Annotated in this window: 17 protein-coding genes; 8 read left to right on the forward strand and 9 right to left on the reverse strand. The window is 40.9% G+C overall.

Annotated elements, in window-relative coordinates; genetic code table 11:
• The 5 genes from ABIL00_05165 to ABIL00_05185 all read left to right on the forward strand — a co-directional run.
• The coding region (locus ABIL00_05165) for a pitrilysin family protein (GenBank protein ID MEO0110143.1) at window positions 1–1328 on the forward strand (1328 nt) is incomplete at its 5' end.
• 8 nt (window positions 1329–1336) lie between these two features.
• Complete coding sequence (locus tag ABIL00_05170) at window positions 1337–2074, forward strand: sigma-70 family RNA polymerase sigma factor (protein MEO0110144.1); 738 nt, start codon at window positions 1337–1339, stop codon at window positions 2072–2074.
• A gap of 85 nt (window positions 2075–2159) precedes the next feature.
• Window positions 2160–2357, forward strand: coding sequence for a hypothetical protein (locus ABIL00_05175; protein ID MEO0110145.1), 198 nt, complete (start codon window positions 2160–2162; stop codon window positions 2355–2357).
• A 76-nt stretch (window positions 2358–2433) separates the two neighbouring features.
• On the forward strand, window positions 2434–3837 hold the full coding sequence (locus tag ABIL00_05180; protein ID MEO0110146.1) for a PqqD family peptide modification chaperone: 1404 nt from the start codon (window positions 2434–2436) through the stop codon (window positions 3835–3837).
• Window positions 3834–4076, forward strand: a complete 243-nt coding sequence (locus ABIL00_05185) for a hypothetical protein (protein MEO0110147.1) — start codon at window positions 3834–3836, stop codon at window positions 4074–4076. Before ABIL00_05180 ends, ABIL00_05185 begins: the two co-directional genes overlap by 4 nt.
• A 195-nt stretch (window positions 4077–4271) precedes the next feature.
• On the opposite strand, the gene ABIL00_05190 is transcribed toward ABIL00_05185, so the two are convergent.
• On the reverse strand, window positions 4272–5834 hold the full coding sequence (locus ABIL00_05190) for a C25 family cysteine peptidase (GenBank protein MEO0110148.1): 1563 nt from the start codon (window positions 5832–5834) through the stop codon (window positions 4272–4274).
• A complete protein-coding gene (gene lnt, locus ABIL00_05195; protein MEO0110149.1) occupies window positions 5831–7306 on the reverse strand; it encodes an apolipoprotein N-acyltransferase in 1476 nt (491 codons plus the stop codon). The genes ABIL00_05190 and lnt overlap by 4 nt, the downstream gene beginning before the upstream one ends.
• 679 nt (window positions 7307–7985) lie before the next feature.
• Between lnt and ABIL00_05200 the strand changes: the two genes are divergently transcribed.
• Together ABIL00_05200 and ABIL00_05205 are read left to right on the forward strand one after the other, a co-directional pair.
• Complete coding sequence (locus ABIL00_05200; protein ID MEO0110150.1) at window positions 7986–8375, forward strand: hypothetical protein; 390 nt, start codon at window positions 7986–7988, stop codon at window positions 8373–8375.
• 1 nt (window position 8376) lies between these two features.
• Window positions 8377–8550: a hypothetical protein gene (locus ABIL00_05205; GenBank protein ID MEO0110151.1), complete on the forward strand. Its 174-nt coding sequence runs from the start codon at window positions 8377–8379 to the stop codon at window positions 8548–8550.
• Between the two features lie 73 nt (window positions 8551–8623).
• On the opposite strand, the gene ABIL00_05210 is transcribed toward ABIL00_05205, so the two are convergent.
• Together ABIL00_05210 and ABIL00_05215 are read right to left on the reverse strand one after the other, a co-directional pair.
• Window positions 8624–9220 (reverse strand): flavodoxin family protein, encoded by a 597-nt coding sequence (locus ABIL00_05210; protein MEO0110152.1) that lies wholly within the window; start codon window positions 9218–9220, stop codon window positions 8624–8626.
• The gene (locus tag ABIL00_05215) at window positions 9217–9444 is read right to left on the reverse strand and encodes a DUF167 domain-containing protein (GenBank protein MEO0110153.1); all 228 of its coding nucleotides are present in this window, start codon (window positions 9442–9444) and stop codon (window positions 9217–9219) included. Before ABIL00_05215 ends, ABIL00_05210 begins: the two co-directional genes overlap by 4 nt.
• A gap of 99 nt (window positions 9445–9543) precedes the next feature.
• Here ABIL00_05215 and xerC point away from each other — a divergent pair, with 99 nt between their 5' ends.
• Window positions 9544–10416, forward strand: a complete 873-nt coding sequence (gene xerC, locus ABIL00_05220; protein ID MEO0110154.1) for a tyrosine recombinase XerC — start codon at window positions 9544–9546, stop codon at window positions 10414–10416.
• Here the strand turns inward: xerC and truD are convergent.
• The 5 genes from truD to ABIL00_05245 are packed head-to-tail and all read right to left on the reverse strand — an operon-like array spanning window position 10413 to window position 17727.
• Window positions 10413–11564 (reverse strand): tRNA pseudouridine(13) synthase TruD, encoded by a 1152-nt coding sequence (gene truD / locus ABIL00_05225; GenBank protein ID MEO0110155.1) that lies wholly within the window; start codon window positions 11562–11564, stop codon window positions 10413–10415. The two genes, xerC and truD, sit on opposite strands and share 4 nt — an antisense overlap.
• Window positions 11565–12767: a T9SS type A sorting domain-containing protein gene (locus ABIL00_05230; GenBank protein MEO0110156.1), complete on the reverse strand. Its 1203-nt coding sequence runs from the start codon at window positions 12765–12767 to the stop codon at window positions 11565–11567. It abuts the gene before it with no gap.
• A 10-nt stretch (window positions 12768–12777) separates the two neighbouring features.
• Entirely contained in the window at window positions 12778–13062 is a 285-nt protein-coding gene (locus tag ABIL00_05235; protein MEO0110157.1) for a TMEM165/GDT1 family protein, read from the reverse strand.
• A gap of 16 nt (window positions 13063–13078) precedes the next feature.
• A complete protein-coding gene (locus tag ABIL00_05240) occupies window positions 13079–14314 on the reverse strand; it encodes a hypothetical protein (GenBank protein MEO0110158.1) in 1236 nt (411 codons plus the stop codon).
• A 26-nt stretch (window positions 14315–14340) separates the two neighbouring features.
• Complete coding sequence (locus ABIL00_05245) at window positions 14341–17727, reverse strand: C25 family cysteine peptidase (GenBank protein ID MEO0110159.1); 3387 nt, start codon at window positions 17725–17727, stop codon at window positions 14341–14343.
• Between the last annotated feature and the right edge of the window lie 78 nt (window positions 17728–17805).

Here is a 17805-nt window from a genome sequence, read left to right on the forward strand (position 1 = left end):
AAACTTTTATTCTTTATCTCTTATTTTCTTTCGGTCTCTTCGCTTTCCCGATTCAAAGGGATACATTAGAAAATGGTCTCATTATTCTCTCCTATGAAGACCATAAACTACCAATCTTAGAAATCCGAGTAGTAATCAAAGCGGGCAGTGTCTTTGACCCAGAAGGAAAAGAAGGTTTAGCCAACTTAACCCTAAAAGGTTTATTCCGGGGAACAAAAAATTATCCGGGTCTGAAAATCTATGAAGAATTAGAAAAGGTTGGGGCGAGGATTGGTGAAGGGACAGGTTATGACTACGCCCAAATCTCTTTATCCCTTCTCAAAAAAGATTTAAATTTGGCATTAGATATCCTTTCCGATTGCCTCTTTAATCCCCTCTTTCCGGATGCGGAAATAGAAAAATTAAAATCGGAGATTATCGCCGGAATTTTAAGGGACGAAGGAGAACCGGACTATCTCCTATCCCGAGAATTCTATCAAAACCTATTTTTTAATACCCCTTATGCCCATCCGGTTGTGGGGAAAAGGGAGAGTATTGAGAGAATAAAGAGGGAGGAGATTCTTGATTTCTACCAGAGGTATTATATCCCGAATAATATCTTTCTGGTGGTGGTGGGCGATTTTTTCCGGGAAGAACTTATTCAGCAAATCAATGAACGCTTCGGGAAAATCCCAAAAGGTGAGATAAAAGAATTTTCCTTCCCCAAAATTAACCAACTATCCGGCCGTAAAATCAAGATCATTAAAAAGCCCGAAATAAACCAATCCTATATTATGCTTGGACACTTAGGAATTAGAGAAGGGGATAAGGATATGATACCGGTGCGGGTGATGAACTTCATTCTTGGTGGTGGTGCCCTAACTTCGCGCTTAGGAAAGGAGATTCGGGAAAAGAGGGGTTTAGCCTATGATGTCGGTTCCTATTTTGACCGCCGGTTTTATGCCGGTGCCTTTGTCTGTGAGATGCAGACCGAAATCAATAACACCCAGAAGGCGATAGAAATCATCCTCGGCGAGATCAAGAAGATGAAAGAGGAAGGGGCAAAATTGGAAGAATTAAAGAGGGCAAAGAAATTTTATACCGGAAACTTCCCCCTAACCTTTGATTCCTATGCGGAGAAGGCTAACCTTTTATCAAGTATCCAGTTTCACCAACTGGGTGATGACTATTTAGAGAAATTTCCGGAGAGGATTGAAGGGCTAACCTTAGAAGTGATAAATGAGATGGCAAAGAAATACCTTGACCCCGATAATCTCCTTCTGGTCATTGTTGGCAATATTGAAGAGAAGGATTTAGCCTTAGAAGGTTGGGAGATGATTCAGGAATGAGTTTCTCTATGAATAAGGAAGAGGCGGTAACAAAGTATTTCGGATTAGTAAAAAAAGTTAGTAGAGATTATATAAATAGAGGACTGGATTACGAAGAATTGATTAGCGAGGGAACAAAAGGGCTCTTAGTAGCAGTTGAGAGATTTGATTTCGGAAAAGGAACTTGTGGTTTCTATTCTTATGCTCTTAAATGGATAAAAGGTTCAATAAAACAGGCTTTAGCAAGACTCCATTCTAACCCAAGGGTGTCATTAAAAGAAGAAGTGATAGCCCCATCGGAAATTGATCTTCTCCCTGAGAAACTAAAATTGGAAATGGCTCTCCAATTCTTAGATGAGAAAGATAAAATAGTTATCTATCAATCTTTTGGGTTAAGTGACGGAAAGAAAAGGAAATTGAAAGAAATTGCTAACAACTTGGGAATAAGTATAGTTGCGGTTTGGAAACGACGGAAGAAAGCAATAGCAAGGTTGAAAAAAATTTTGTGCTCATCGGTCCTACCCAAAAAGAAAGACCCCTCAGAAAGATTGTGCCGGAAGGAATACATGAAGAGATATCGGCAGAAATACGGCGATAAAATGAGGAAGCAGATTAAGGAGTGGTTTGAGAAACACCCTTACTACTTAAAGGAATGGCGGAAGAAAAATCCCGATTACTATAAGAGATGGAGGGAGAAACATCTCCAAGAGCGACGGGAATACGAACGAAATTACCAGAGAAAAAGGAGAATTTCAATAAGCGGCTAAGGCTATGTCAACAAAAAAAACAGAAGGTTAAATTTGGTATCCTCTTTCATCTTATAAAAAGGGAGGAAATAGGAGGAAGAACGGAATGAATAACAAAGAATTACCAAGTGAGGGCGACTGGGAACACCGGGTGAAATCAGCGGCTGACTTTTGGGAAACTTACATTAAACCAAAGATGACGGCTGTTCCTGCAGGAAGTAGGAGGCAGTGTCTCCATTGGCATATATTATGGACCTTATTTGATACCGATGCCGATGTGGAGCAAAAAGAAAGTATGCCTTAATCTTTAGCTGGTGCTTTTTAGAGGTTTTTCGCCATTTAAGAGAAGAAGAGAGGAAGTATACTTTAATTTTTAGCTGGTGGTTCTAAAGCTAAAACCAACTTATACTCCTATTTTAGGTTGGACAACCTCTATAAAGGCAAAAGAGGGAATTCCTTACTTCCTAATAATAAACGAAGAAGGCTTCTCTGCTTGTAGAATTAATAAAACTGGAAAAGAAATTTTAGAAATGTGCAACGGCATTAATTCCCTCAAGTCAATAGCAGCAATAATTGCGAGAAAATATAACGTAGATTTGAAAGGATGCTTATCCGATGTTATGAAATTCATAGAAGAAGCATACCAAAATGGTTTCTTATTTTTCCCAAATCTCCCCCAAAAAGTAGGATTTGAATATACCTCTATTACAAAATCTTCTGAGGTATGGTTTCATATTACCAATCGTTGTAATTTGAAATGTCTCACTTGCTTCAAAGATGCTGGAAGACATTATAAAAATGAAATCTCCCTTTCCCAAGCGAAGAAAATAATTGATGAGATAGGGAAATTGGCTCCGGATACCGTTGTTGTTAGTGGTGGTGAGCCTTTAATTCATGAAGAATGCCTCCCCATCCTTAAGTATTTGAAAGAAAAAGGTTTATTTATTCATCTCATCACGAATGGGACGCTCATTACAAAAGATATAGCCTTCTCCCTGAAGAAAATTGGTGTAGACTTCGTCCAGGTTAGTTTAGATGGCAGTTCTCCTTATGTTAACGATAAAATAAGAGGTAAAGGAACTTTCAAAAGAACTATGGAAGGCGTGAAAAACTTAAAAGAGGCATCTCTTCGTTTCAGTTTATATCCCACCATAACTAAACTTAATATAGACGACCTCCCTAATATGTACAGAATGTTTCCCCCAATTGCTGATAGGAAGTCATCGGGATGCGCATTCTTTTGCCCTATCGGTCGGGGAGGAAGAAATAAAGAATTACTTCATATTCCTCATCAGGAGTTTTTTAATAAAGTTATCCGCTTTCTCTTTTTTGAAGTGAAACTTTTTAAAAAAGGATACGATTTCAATTTTAAAATGGAAGGAATTCCTCCCAATTTGTTTAAAAGACCAAATTGTGGATTAGGTAGCGGTACCTTCAGTATAGACGCTGATGGCTCGGTTTATCCTTGTCAATGGTTACATCTTCCTAAATTCCGAGCGGGAAATGTTTTTCTAAAACCTCTCCGAGAGATATATTATACTTCTCCAATTTTTCAAAAAATGAGGAACCTCCGGGTAGATACTTTGTCGTTGGAATGTAGGAAGTGTGAGATACGATATCTTTGCGGAGGGGGATGTCGTGCTCACGCATTAAGAGAAACAGGGAGTATTTTGAAAAGAGACCCTTTATGTTGTATATTTAAGCCCACTTTTGAATGGGGATTATGGGGAGCGACACCCCAACTTTCAGAAATAAAACCCTATAAGGAGGAGGTTGGTCTATGAGTATAACCTCATTTATCTTAGGCATCATCAGTCTAGTGGGGTTACCCTTTCTCAAAGGAGGTGCTATTCTCGCGGCTTTGCTTGCGATAATTTTTGGGATTAAAGGGAGACGAAGTGAAGAGAAACGTTCTTACGCTAATATCGGTCTCACATTAGGGGTTATTACGATAGCGATTATCATCATTGGTTTAGTGGTCGGACTCATAGCTTTCCAGAATGTGATTAGAATTTTGGAATAGGGCGCTGGATACCATTTTAAGCGAAATAAAGAATAAGGGATAAAAATTAGAAACGTTAAAAAGGCAAAGAGGTTTTATACCGGAAACTTCCCCCTAACCTTTGATTCCTATGCGGAAAAGGCTAACCTTCTATCAAGTATCCAGTTTCACCAACTGGGTGATGACTATTTAGAGAAATTTCCGGATGGGAGATTATTAAGGAATGATTACCTTCTTCACCTCAGAAAAATAAGGGGTAGAAAGGGAAACAAAATAGATCCCTTTTGCTAAATTCTCTCTCCGGAGGCGCAACTCGTAAAAACCTGCTTCCTTAACCCCTTCTTCTAATTTCTTAACCAACCGACCATTAATATCATAAACCCTTAGCAAGACAAATCCCTTTTTGGGCAAAAGATAGGTAACAGTTGTCTCGTCCTGAAAGAGATTGCCGCAGATGGTATAAAATGGGCTCTCATAAGGAAGATAGTTGGGAAAAGTAACCGTAACCAGGATTCCGATAATCGGGCTGGCATTGAGGGAAAATTTTATCACCCCGCCACTATTGGTATAACCGGTATGATAAAAACTGGAATCTCTCTGCGCGGTTAAACAGACTAATGCCCCGGGAAGCGGTCGGCCAGTTCTCCCATCCCTCACCCTTACTAAAAACTCATTATTGGGAAGGTGCTGGTAGGAAACCAAAAGAGTCTTTGGCACCTTAGTCCAGATATTAAGTGCTGGATCACCAAGAAGGCTCCATTCCCGATAGAAGATTTCGTTACTATCCGAAACTGGTTTGCTGGCGAGCGAATCCTTTGCCCTCAAAAATGCCTTACCCAAAATTAGAGAATCTTCGGCAAAGATTGCCTTTAAGAAAGTTCTCACAAAGCGCCCCCGCCACCGACCAAATAGACCACCCAATTGGGTGCCGAAAAATGCGACCGCCCCTTTTAAGGAATCATCTTTTCCTTTCACCCTTAACCACCTCTCCCCAACCGGATTTTCTCCCTTAAAGATGGTATAGCAAGAGCCGGAGATGATGATGGGCAATTTAGAGCCGTTTGCCAATTTTTCATCTTCTGGTTCTACGGTAAAGGGATAGACCCAATTTCCTCCGGCATGGCCCCGGTATAATAAAATCCCAATTCCCCTATTCAGGGCAGAGATGATATCTTCGGCATCATCATAACCCGAATGACCAAAAAGGGTATCATTAAAGATGGTGTCAATTTGGGAATAGCGAAGGCGCATCAGAGAATCATCATAGGGAAACTCCGCGGAATAGATAGGGTTATTTGGTCTACCACCATAGTCCCACATAAAGACTAAGGCACCCCTCTTATACCAGAGGGTATCATCTCTGGGAGGAAAGCGCTCATAAATTAAGACCTTTCTCACCATCGTTGAACATTCCCCAGGCGTTGAGCAGGGGAAACGACCAACCGGAATCTCCGCCCGGTAATCACCCTCTAAGTCACCATAAAAATTGTCGCCTAATAATAACTGGGAGAAGGGATAAAAGGAATCACCAGGGGGAAGATAGTTCTTATCGCCCACCAATAAGAGATATTCCGGTCTTATCCTTCTCACAATCTCTTTAATGGAATCTCGGGGATAACCAGAAGGGACAGGGATAATTTTTGCCCTCATCCCCTTTTTGGTCTTCCATTCCTTTAATAACTCTAAGGCGGGAACGAATTTCTCATTGGTAATGATAAGATATTGGTAAAGGGAATCGGAAAAGGCGAGGGAGAAAAGAAAGAAAAGAACTATTTTCATCTCTCTTTTAATTTAATAATTTTCTTAACCACTGTCAAGATAACAATTCCTAAAGAGAGAAGAATAAACCAATCACCAAACTTTTGGTAAACGGTCGGGGGCAAAGGTTTTGGTAAAAGACCAAAAAGAATCTCTTTGGTAAAGAGTTTTGTTTTTCTCACCACCCGACCATAAGGATCACAGATTAAAGAGATACCGTTATTCGCTGACCTTAATAAAGGCTTTCCCAATTCCAAACTCCTCATTATTGCCAACTCGCAATGCTGGTAAGGTCCTAAGGTTTTGCCGAACCAGCCATCATTAGTGATATTTACCAAAATGTCCGCACCCCGTAAGGCAAACTCCCTTGTCAAATCCGGAAAGATTGATTCAAAACAGATAAGGCAAGAGAATTTACCAAAAGGTGTCTGAAAGATAGTAAAGTCTTTCCCCGGAGTGAAATCTCCCATATCCGCGGTGGCAAAGGGCTTAAAGATTGGGAACTTATCAACATAGGGAATCCTTTCCGAAAAGGGAACCGGATGAATCTTCTTATAAATACCACTAATCCCTTTTTCCGGGGCAAAAAGGACCGCTCCGTTATAGTAATTCCCTCCTTCATAGATTGGAGTGCCAATTAAGAGATAAACATTCGCCAGATTACTAATCTTCTCAAATTCCTTTCTCACCCAATTTTCCTTTGTGATATCAAATAAGGAAGCGGTCTCGGGATAGAGCAAAATATCTGGTTTTTCTTCTAATGCCTGATTGGTTAAATTAAAAAGGGAAGAGAGGATTTCTTCTATACTTTCTGCCTCCCCTTTCTCATAAGGGCTGACATTGGGCTGGATGATTGCTACCTTAAAATTTCCACGCGCACTTCTAATCCGAAATATGCCATAGGATAAGGGAAGGAGAAATGCCAAGATTAAAACCGCTGCCCACCTCATCTTTTTCACTTTATTCGGCAGAAAGACCAATTTATAGACAATGAGATTGACAAAAACGACAAAGGCGGAGACCCCATAAACACCAGTAAGGGAAGCGAATTGGATTAAAGGCAAATAGGGCATCTGGGTATAACCCAATAACCCCCAAGGGAAACCAATTTCTGATTTCGTTCGGATAAACTCCAAAACTGCCCAGAGGAAAGGGGCAATGAAAATACCTAACTTCTTAACCAAAAGACCAAAGAGTAGACCATAGAGCCCAAAATATAAAAAGAGGACGAAAATCCCGATATAGAGAAGAAACTTCGTTACTCCCAAAATTGGCACAACCAGAAAGTAAAGCCACCAGAGGTGGAAGAGGGCAAAGAGAAAATAGAATAGAAAAGAGTAAAGAATTGCCTTTTTGGTTGGGGAATTTTCTATCAAATAAAGAAGGGGGATTAAAGAGAAATAACTAAAAAAGCGAAAAGGGAAAGGGGCAAAGGCAAGATTTAAGAGAATCGGCGAAAGAAAGAAGAGAAATAAATCGGCACGTCTTTTCACCAGCCAATTATAAGGAAAATCTAAGAAAAGGGAAGGGCTAACTTATTTAGCCTCTCAATTATTCCCTCTTTTAGTCATCCGATTATCCTCTATTTTATCCCCCCGATTAAACCCTTAATTATACCTCCGATTAAAACCTTAATTATACCTTGGATTAAACTCTTTATTAAATCTCTAATTATACCTTTTATAAAACCTCTAATTACCTCCATTATTAAAACCTTTATTACCTTATCTTTTAGACTTTGTATTAGGTCTGGGATACCATCCCCTGTATGCTACACCCCATTTTTTAAACACAAACCCCTCCCTTTTTTATTCCCCTAAGGAAATAGGTAAAACCTTTCTCTTTTGTCTTTACTTAATTATAATATAACTTTGGAAAAAGTCAAGCGGTCGGGTGAGAGCATTTGGCTATAATGCTCCTGAACAGTCTATAGACCGTATCTTAGAAGATAAAGAGTAAGGAAGATTTTATCCGCCTCAAGCGGATTAAAATCGTTCAGGATCATCTTGACCATGACCCACAAAATACTTTCTACCTCGCCTTAAATAAACAAAAAATGACCTCAACGATAAACCTCATACCCCAAAAAGGCCCCACCCGAAAACAACAAAAAAGGAGATTGTCTCTATTATCATAAAAGAAAGGAAACAAACCGGCTTCGGAAAAAGAAGGTTGCGTCACTATCTCTTTAATAAAAAAGGTCTCTTAACTCCAGAAAGTACCATCGGTAAGATATTAAAAAAGGAAGGGTTAGTTCGTTCCAAAAGGCGAGTGCGACGAGAATACCATCGGGTAAAATACCAGTGGGATAAGATATTGCCCTTTGCAGAGATGGAGATGGATACCAAAGAAATCCTTGATAAAAGGACACTTCCCAGAGAAGTCTATTCTTATGTGAAAGCATCCACTTTTATCCCTCACTACCAATGGACTTTAATTGATGTGGTTTCTAAAATCCGATTTTTGGCTTGGTCTTATTTTTGGGATTGGTCTTGTGGTCAAGTATTTGGCAAGATGGCACTCTGGTGGTTGAGGTTTTTGGTTTTAAGAAAAAGATTGTGATTTGGTCGGATGGTGGCTAGAATTTGATGCTTCTCAACCCGGGGCTTATGAAAAGGCGAATGAGAGGTTTTGGCGACCATTAGGGGTGGAGAGGAGAATTATTCGCAAGGGACATCCCGAAGATAATCCTTTTGTGGTGATAAAAGCGAATGCCGCAACGCCGAAGGTTTCTTGAAGTTAATCCGCTAGCCACCAGCGAAATCTTGCCTCAAAGAGGTGATAAGGATTTTATGGAAGGCAGAAACTTCCTATTTCTTTTCCTTTGCCCTTACCAACTGTTCGCCGAGAAATTTGGCATTTTCAATTGGATTAAGGTCTTTATCCTCTTTCACATCCCCCTTTCCCCCAACCCCGAAATAAGGATAGGATTTCATAATGATTGGTCTCATTCTTAAAAACAAGGCAAAATTGAAAAGATGCTCTAAGACCGGACGCGGGTCATCCCCACCACAAACCGCAATCAGACCACAAGGTTTCTCATTCAGGGGATGCGGTTTCTTAAAGCCTCTCATCTCATAAAAATAGGCAAGACAAACGAGCCTTTCCATAAGGGCGGTCAGGCGAGAAGGAATCTTAAAATAGAGGGGCGAACCCAAAACAATCGCGGAAGACTTTTTCATTTTATTGAAGATAATACTTAAATCGTCAGGTATGGGACATTGGTAGGGCTTTTTGGAACACAAGTTGTAGCAGGCACGACAGGGCTCAATATTCACTTCGGAAATCTGGATTATTTCTGACCTAATCTTTGGTTTTATCTCTTTTGCTGATTTTACAACCGTCTCCACCAAAAGGTTAGTATTCCCTCCTTTTCTCATTGAACCAACGATTCCCAATATCCTCATTTTGTCACCTCCACGGTAAAGATTTTATTTCTCTCCTGAAAACCTTTGATTAGCCTTATTTTTGCCTCAGGAACCTTAAAATAAAGGGATAGGAGTTTTCGCACTTCTTTATTGGCTTCCCCTTTCTCTGGCTTTGCCTTCACTTTCACTTCAAAAGTATCTTCTGACTTTTTAATAACCTCCTCTCTCTGGGCATTAGGGAAAACCTTTACTTTAATGAACATATTTCATTATACCATTAAGAAAAAGGATATCAAATTTTGCTGGGATTAAAAAGAGGATTCGGACTATTGACGAAAAGGGTAGGGAAGTTAAAATGGAATGTGGATTTTGAGGTTAAAGAATTTTTAGAATATTTGAAAAAGGAGAAAAGGTACTCTTCACATACCCTTCGGAGTTATAAGGTTGACCTGTCCCAATTTCAAGAGTTCCTTTCTGACCGGAAAGGGAAAAAGACCATTAGGACAGTGAAGGGAGAAGATGTCCGGGATTTCGTTGGCTACCTCCTCCGGTACGGTTATTCGGAAAAGAGTACCCAAAGAAAGTTGGCTGCCCTCAAATCTTTCTTCCGCTACTTAAAAAGGGAGAAGAAAATTACCCAAAATCCAACCCTCACCATTCGGGCACCCACTCCGGAGCGGCGCTTACCCAAGTTTTTAACAATCCGCCAGATAGAAAAGGCATTAGAAATCCCCGGTGAGGACGTATTCACCTTACGGGATAGAGCAATCTTAGAACTCCTCTACGCCTCCGGATTAAGGGTCTCGGAGTTGGTAAAATTGAAATTGGGTGATATTGATTTTCAGGCTAACCTCATCCGGGTAGAAGGGAAAGGGGGAAAGGAGCGGATTGTCCCTTTCGGAAGATACGCCCGGGAGGCGCTTTTTAAATACCTAAATAAAAGAAAGGAAAAGAGGGAGGAGGTATTTCTCAATCGGCAAGGGAAACCTTTAACCAGCCGCTCCATTCAGAGGATTGTCAATAAGTATTTGATGAAGGTGAGCGATGCCGCCGGTATCAATCCCCATATCCTGCGTCACTCCTTTGCTACCCACCTCTTAGAAAGGGGATGCGATCTCCGGGCGGTGCAAGAACTCTTGGGACACTCTTCCTTAGCAACAACCCAAATCTATACCCATTTGACAATCGGCGAATTGAAAGCGATTCATAAAAAGGCTCACCCCCGAGGAGATTAAATCGTTAATCTTTTAATCAAAACTGTCGCATAGGAACCAGGAGGCAAAAAGAAATTTATTCTCAATTTCATTTTCCCAGGATAAATTTCATCTTCTTCTAAACCGCTAATTTCCAAATCTTGCGGAATGGTAATTGCCTTCCTTAAATATGGTTTAAAGTAGATGCCCCTCATTTTCAGTTTTAGTTTCAAATCACTAACTTTTAACCCTTCCTTTTTTAAGACCTCTTCCACGATTGGAGAAAGATCCGGAGGAAATTCCGCCCGGGGTGCGGGGGAGGATATAGAAAGGTTAGAAAGATAATCTCTTATCCCTTCGGGAAGCTCTTTATAAAAGAGAAGTTCGCCGTACCGGTAGGCTACTGGGAATAATTCAATTCCGGGTAGCCCCTTTAAGAAGTTCCTTAAGATCTCATTCCAGAGGTATGCCTGATAGGAGTTAATAAATAAGGTTAATAAATTCCTTCGGATTTTCTTCACTGCTGACTTATAGTCATTTCCTTTTTCTTTAAGAAACCTTAAAACCGGCTGATATTCCTTCGGGGCGATAGTTTCGGCTTCTTCCCATTTTCCCCAGTTTTCTTTTAAGAAGACCTTCATCTTTTTCACCCTCTTCTCATCATAAGGGGAAGGGGTAGCCAAGTATAGTCTTAAGGCACTTTCGTAATCGCTTCTGATTAGCATTTTTGCCAAAAAACCTTCTTTGTGTCTCGCCTCCCCCATTCGCTGTTCGTCATAATAGTTAGGAAAGCCAAACTCTTTAACGGAAGGGAGATTAAGAAGTATTTTTTCTCCCTCTTCTTTTTTTAAGTCGCGGAGAGTAATCCGAAAGAAATTTCCCAAGAGGTTCTCATTTCTTAGTGGTTCGTCAATAAAGCCTAAAAATTGGAGGGAAAAATTTTTCTCTGTGATTGGTTCCTTCCTCACCCAGGAATTGGTGAGATATTGGATGGAGTGGGAATAACGGTCTTTTAAGCCCAACCTCTGGAATTTTCGGAAGTGATATCTTTCTTCTAAATAATGGATTAAATCTAAGGTATTCCAATAAGTCTTTTCTAAGCGATAGAGGGCAAATTTCCCCTTTTTCTTCGGAAAGACATTTATTTTCTCTTCCACATAGAAATCGTCCGGTTTAACCTTTATCTTCATCTATTTTAATCGGATAAATTTGAAAGAGGAATTTCCGACCCGGGCGATATAAACCCCAGTTGGTAGATGATTTAAGAATAACTCTTCCCACCTTCGGTTAAATAGGATTTTTGCCACGAGGGTACCTTTAATATCATAGATTCTTAATTCTTTTGGTGGGGAATATCTCATTAAGAATTGCGCCCGATTGCGGAAGGGGTTGGGAAAACAGAGAAGATCCCTTTCTCTAATTTCGTTTCTTCCATACCAATCTCTTATCACTTGGGCCGCTGGTTTACTATTGACTGAATAACCGTCGTCATTCGGTCCACCCTGATTGGGATTGGTTGTCCAATTCCAGATATAAAATCCTCCCACCCAGGGTAAAGAAAAAAAGGTGATAAAGGCGGCTTCGTAGCAATCCCTTTGCTCAGCGGTATCAACCGGACCAGGTGTTTGCCATTCCCAGGGTCTCATATTGGCACCGTCAACACTGCGATAGCCAATCTCCGAAAAGATGATCGGTTTACCAATTTGCCTTTGAAAAGATTCTAAAGAAGAGAGCCAGCGATTTTGCCAGGCATTTAATAAGTCTTCAAGGGTTGGGTCATAAAGATTGGTCAAAGGAAAAAAGGCGGAAATGCCAATAAAATCTAAGGCATCCCAAAAGTGAACATGAGTTCGGTAGCGGTCCCAATTGGCACCATAAAGAATACTTCCGGAATAATATCTCCTTACCGTATCAATCATCCGGCGCCATTCCGACTCGTAATTCTGGGTTGTTCCTTCCAATTCGGTTCCGATATTCAAAATCTCAACCCCGGTTCTTTCTGCCAATTTGGCATAATGTTTTAGAAAAGATAAGTAATTCCGAAACCAGACTCCTTCCCGGTCCGGCTCAATCTCTCCCCGCCATTCTCCATTTTTACAATCAATATGAAGTTTCAATGTTACCCTCATATTGAGAGAATGGATTTTATTTATCGCGTAGGTAAGGGCAGTATCCGAAGGTGTTGAATCCAAAGAAGGATAGATAAAAGGACTGGGCGCGGAATCCTGATACCAGGTCACAAGTAAGGCAACATCAGTAGTATTCAATTCCCTTAATAAAAGAAGGGAAGAATCTGCTTCCGGTGTCAGATAACCATTATGGCGCCAAGAGGTATAGCAGAATCCCCTTTGGAGAAAGAAAGAGAGGTGAAAAGCCAAAACTATTGGGAGCATACGAGTCTGATTATCTCTGTCCGAAAAGGCCTTGGGAGAAGGGGAAAAAACCCGCGATAAAGAAGAGAATGCCGGCAATGAGATGGAGAACCCTTATCGGAATAATCCGTAAAAGAAGAGAACCAAAAAGAACCGCAAGGAGGGTGCTAAAAGCCAAGGCAGCGGTAGAAGCGAGAAAAACGAAGAAGGGAGATTTTTGGGAGGTGGTGAAGCCAATCACTGCCAATTGGGTCTTATCTCCCAATTCTGCCAAAAAGAGGGAGAAGAAGATGAGAAAAAAATTTTTCCAAGGCATAATTCCTCCCATTTCTTTATGGTGGAAAAGGAATTCCTTCTAAAAAATTTTGCCGGTAGGAGAGATTTAGGGGAAGGGCATAAAAGGTGGTGGTATATAAGCCGACCCGACGCGGTCTTTTAAGTAATCGGAGAAGAATGGAGCGAACACTATAAAACTGAGATTTTAACCATAAGGGTTCATTCTGGTTAATTAAAGGGTGGTAGGTGAGATAGACCGGATTTTTATCTTGAAAGAAACGGATTTCAAGGAAATCAGGGTCAATTAAAGAGAGGTAGCGAAAGATGGGTTCGTAGTTCACCCCTTCCTTCTCGCCTCGGGGCGAAGCATTGGGTAAGAATAAGGCCATTCTTATTCCCACCAAAATTCTTTCCGATTGTATCCTTTTCACCTGTTTTCTTTTTTCGCGCGCCAATTTTTGGTTAAGGGAATATAATTCCTCAGTGGGGAGGAAATCTTCTTTGAGGTAGATTATCCGAATGCCAACTTTTCCTAAAAAACGAAGAAAATGGGGGTGATTTAAAATCGTGGAGGAGGCATTAACTACCCACTCTTTTTTCCATTGCCAAAGGGAAGTGAAGATTTCCCAATAGTAGTTAATATCGGAGGCGATATCTTCATCCAATAGATATACCCTTTTGTAGGGGAGATTAAGAACCTCACCGAGGATTTCTTCCTTCCCTCTCCTCTTTATTCTCTCTCCATAATAAATTGCCTGGGGACAGAAAGACCTTAACTCTTTTTGACAGAAGCAACCCAAAGTAAAATTAATCGCCTGATGAATAGAATTTAAGTAGGAAATTTTTAAGTCCCAACGGTAAGGAAGGTAAGTGGGGTCAGTACCGGCTTCATAAATTGGAGCTAAACTTCCTTTAAGTAAATCCTCTCTCACCTGAGGGAAGATATTCAAGATGGAACCTCGGATAAAGGAAAGGTGCGGCGGGAAAGCATTTCTCTCCTTAGAAACCAAAGGACCAAAAATAATAACCTTTTTCCCTTTGCCTTCTAAACGGTTGGCAATCTCTATTATCTTTCGGGGGGAAACTTCTAATGGGGTATAGATAAAAACAAAATCCCCTAATGCCTCATCCGTAATTTTCTCTATCCTTTCGTCAAAATAGGAACTTTCTGGTTCGGGAAGAAAATTGGCAATCTGTCGGAATTCCAAGTTAGGATAAAGGAAGTATCGGGCTCCGATGGGAAGAGGACCCTCTTCGGTGATAAAGGTTGGGAAAAGAAAAGAGAGTTTCATCCTTCCCCTAAGGCAGTGGAAAAATTTTAATCAATCAGAATTAACTTTTTAAGAAAGTATAATTTTGGGGAAGCCTCTTCATTCAGAAATAGGAAATAGAGACCGGGAGAAACTATTTTCCCTTTTTCGTCTCTCTTATCCCAAAAGGCACTCCCATGCCGATTGAGAGAAATTCTCTTCACCTTTGAACCTTTGGCATCATAGATCACCAACTGATGAAAAGAACTTTTTAATGGTAAATCAAGTTGGATATTTAGCCCTTTCCGCACCGGATTGGGAAAGACCCAAATTGCGTGGTGAGGTAATGTTCCTTTTTCTCCTATCAAACATGGCTCGCGGGTTGGCAAACTGCCAACCTCAAAATCGTCAAGATAAAAACCTTCACTGGTCTGACCATCATTATCGCTCTTAAAGACAAAACGCACCTGGATTGTCTCTCCGATTGATAAAAAGGATAAGTCATAAAACTCTTGACACCAATCACTTTCAATAACCTTCCCTCTCACCTCGGGGCGAAGCCACGGGTCGCCCAGGGCGCCTCCGGTACCAATAAAATCAAGGGTTTCCGCCCGATTTCCCCGAATGATTATCACATATATCCCATCAACCCCATAATTGGGTACCTTAAACCAGCGCCAGAATTTAAGATAAGGGTTTTGGTCGACCATAAAAGGTAAGGTTTGGAGAAAGGCATTCATATTATCATGGTATCTGGTGGTTTGCTCATCGCCACAATACCAAGAGAAACTTCCGGAGTGAGACCTTCGGGAAGAAAGATGCCAGAGGTTATTAGTACCTCCGGTTTGCCATAAGGAATCACCCGTTTCGGTATTATCCCAAAAACCACTTTGCCCAATTAAGAGGGGAAAGGTATCAAGGAATTGGTAATCCTGACAGCGAATAGCAACTTGGAGTAAAGCCAGATGAGAACCCGGGCAGGAAGGTGAAATAGCAACGAGAAAGGTATCTGGAAGAGAGCAGATAGATTTTGGTTGGATTTCTCCATAGAATAGACTTTCTGGAGCAAGGACAGTGAGATAAGGATCAAGGGAAGAGAGAAAGACCCAGGTACGATGGCTAATGCCAAAACCAGAATTATATAAAGAGATGCTTATCTTCTTCGTCTCATTAGGAAGGGAAGGTCTATTTCTCACTTCGGGATAGTGAATCCGTACTCTTGGTCGGCAGATTAAAATTGTTGGTTGATAAAGTCTCACGGAATCCGCTCGGACCAGAAGGTTAAAATTGACGCTATGACCATCGTTCCCATTACCAATAAAAATTTGGAAACCATTTTCCACCATTATTGACTCCCCAGGAGAAAGAGAAGGGATAAAACAAAAGGAATCAAGGAGGGTGATCAGAGTATCCGAAATAGAGAGATAGACATTTATATTATTAACTATTTCGTCACCACAATTCTTAAAAATTGGGGAAAGAAATAGAGTCTCATTGGGGTTAGGAATTTTGTCGTTGTTCCCTAAGGAGTCATTAACTAAAAATCCTAAAAAGTTCACATAGCCACCCGAAACGACCGGGATTTCTCTCTCCAAGGGATAGAAATTGGGCGCGGTGACCGTTAAAGAGAAATTCCCCGGTGTTTGAGGCGAGGCGCGTAAGAAAATCTCACCCCTTTCATTGGTCAATCCTCGGTCATAAGACTCATCATCTTTTTTCAAACAGACCAGGGCATCTTTAACCGGCGTCCCCGAAGAAGTAACCTTAAAGAGAAACCTCCCTTCCCGGTTGGGCAGAGCCGAGGGAGAAGAGACCTCCAAAGAGCAAGGTCTTTTAGTCCAGATTTTAATCTCCGGGTCACCTAAAAGATTTACCTGGTATTGGTGCCAGCGGTAGACATTTTTCTGCCGAGAAAATGGGAGGTAATGGATTTTGGCGTAAGCCAAAGCCTCGCCGAGGTTTCTTCTATTTTTTAATAACTCATAGAAGAAGCGATTATCAAACTTATCCGAATAGCCAAAACCAGGATTGCCTGGTGAACCCCAACCGTAACTGGAATTACCGATGAAACCAACTCCACCTCCTCTCGGATTGATAAGATAATGTTCGGCGATGCAGTCAAAGTCATAAGCGGTAGTCCAGCAACCAATAGAATATAAAACTCCATATTTTCCCAGATTGGTTACGGTATCTAAGTCCTGATTTCTTAAAGAAGTCCCTCCGGTTGACATTATGTCAATCCAACCATGGCCATCGTGATTTAAGAGATTTTTACCCATACGCATTGCGTTCATCACCGCAGTTCGGCTTAAATTCCCTAACCTCTGGTATAATTTGGTGATATTAAAATCCGAAGAGAATGACTCCCTTTCCATCTTGTCTTTGTGCACCCCGCCATCGGTATAGGGATTTGACCAGAGAACTTCCGCAAAGAATAAGACATCCTGCAAATAATCCGGATTGGGACTCTTCTCGTAGTTTAAAACCTTATTGACAAATGCCTGCGCCTCAGAGATGGTATTGACTGGTGCCCGACCAACGAATAGTTCGGGATAGAGATCAATAGAATCTTCTACTTCGCCGAAGATGGTATCGCCATCAAAATTCCAGTCGCCATCTAAATCCCCATAATACAAATCAGAAGGCAAGAGGTCTTCTCGGGGATGGATATTGGCGCTACAGGTCATGGCATAGGCGTAACGGCAGGGGATAATATCGGTATCGCCACCCAAAAGGACCCATTTTGTCCCGGAATCGGGTAAAGTCTTTAAGTAATTGCGAATCTTTTCCGCCCGGTCTCTTCCCGGGTAATTATTTTCAATCCAAGAGACAGTTCGGATGGCAGAAGGTATTCCTTTTTTCTCCTTCCAGGAGGTCAACCTCTCAAAGACGGTATCCAGAGGGGGCGAAGTGATACAGAGGTATTCAAAACCATTTTCCATCTCTTTTTCCTCTTTCTCCTCTTCTGAGATAAAATTAAGAGAGAGTTTTATCTTCTTATAAAAGATAACCTTTTTCTCTTTCGGTAGATATTGAATGGGATAGAATAAGAATTCGGCAAATTTCTCTTTTCCCATTTTCCCGATGCCAATAAATTCCCAGACCTTTCCAGGATAAATTCTCTCTGATTGATAAAACTCATCACGGGGTGGGATAAAATCAATCTTTTCCAATTGCCAAGAGATGGGGTATTGCTTTTGGCTGGGAAAGATGAGAAAATTCCCGGGTAAGGTTTCCAATTCCACTTCTGAGATTTTTACTTCCGAAATTTTACTCCCTTTAGGAATAGGGAAAACCTGCGCCCGAATCGGAACTTGGGGTTTTCCTATCTCCTCGGTCAATTCACAGTCGGGCAAAAAGAGAAGATCAAAGGTATCTCTCTTTTCTACAATCAAATCTTCCTTTGAGAAGAGAATCGCCTTAGAAAAACCGGATAGGTTACCAAAAATAAACAAAATAAAAATTAATAACTTCCACCCATTCTGATTAACCATCCTCAATTATATTCTCAAAAGGTTTTCAAGTCAATGAAA

Source organism: candidate division WOR-3 bacterium, from assembly GCA_039801905.1.
Taxonomy (GTDB): domain Bacteria; phylum Hydrothermota; class Tepidihabitantia; order Tepidihabitantales; family JBDRVQ01; genus JBDRVQ01.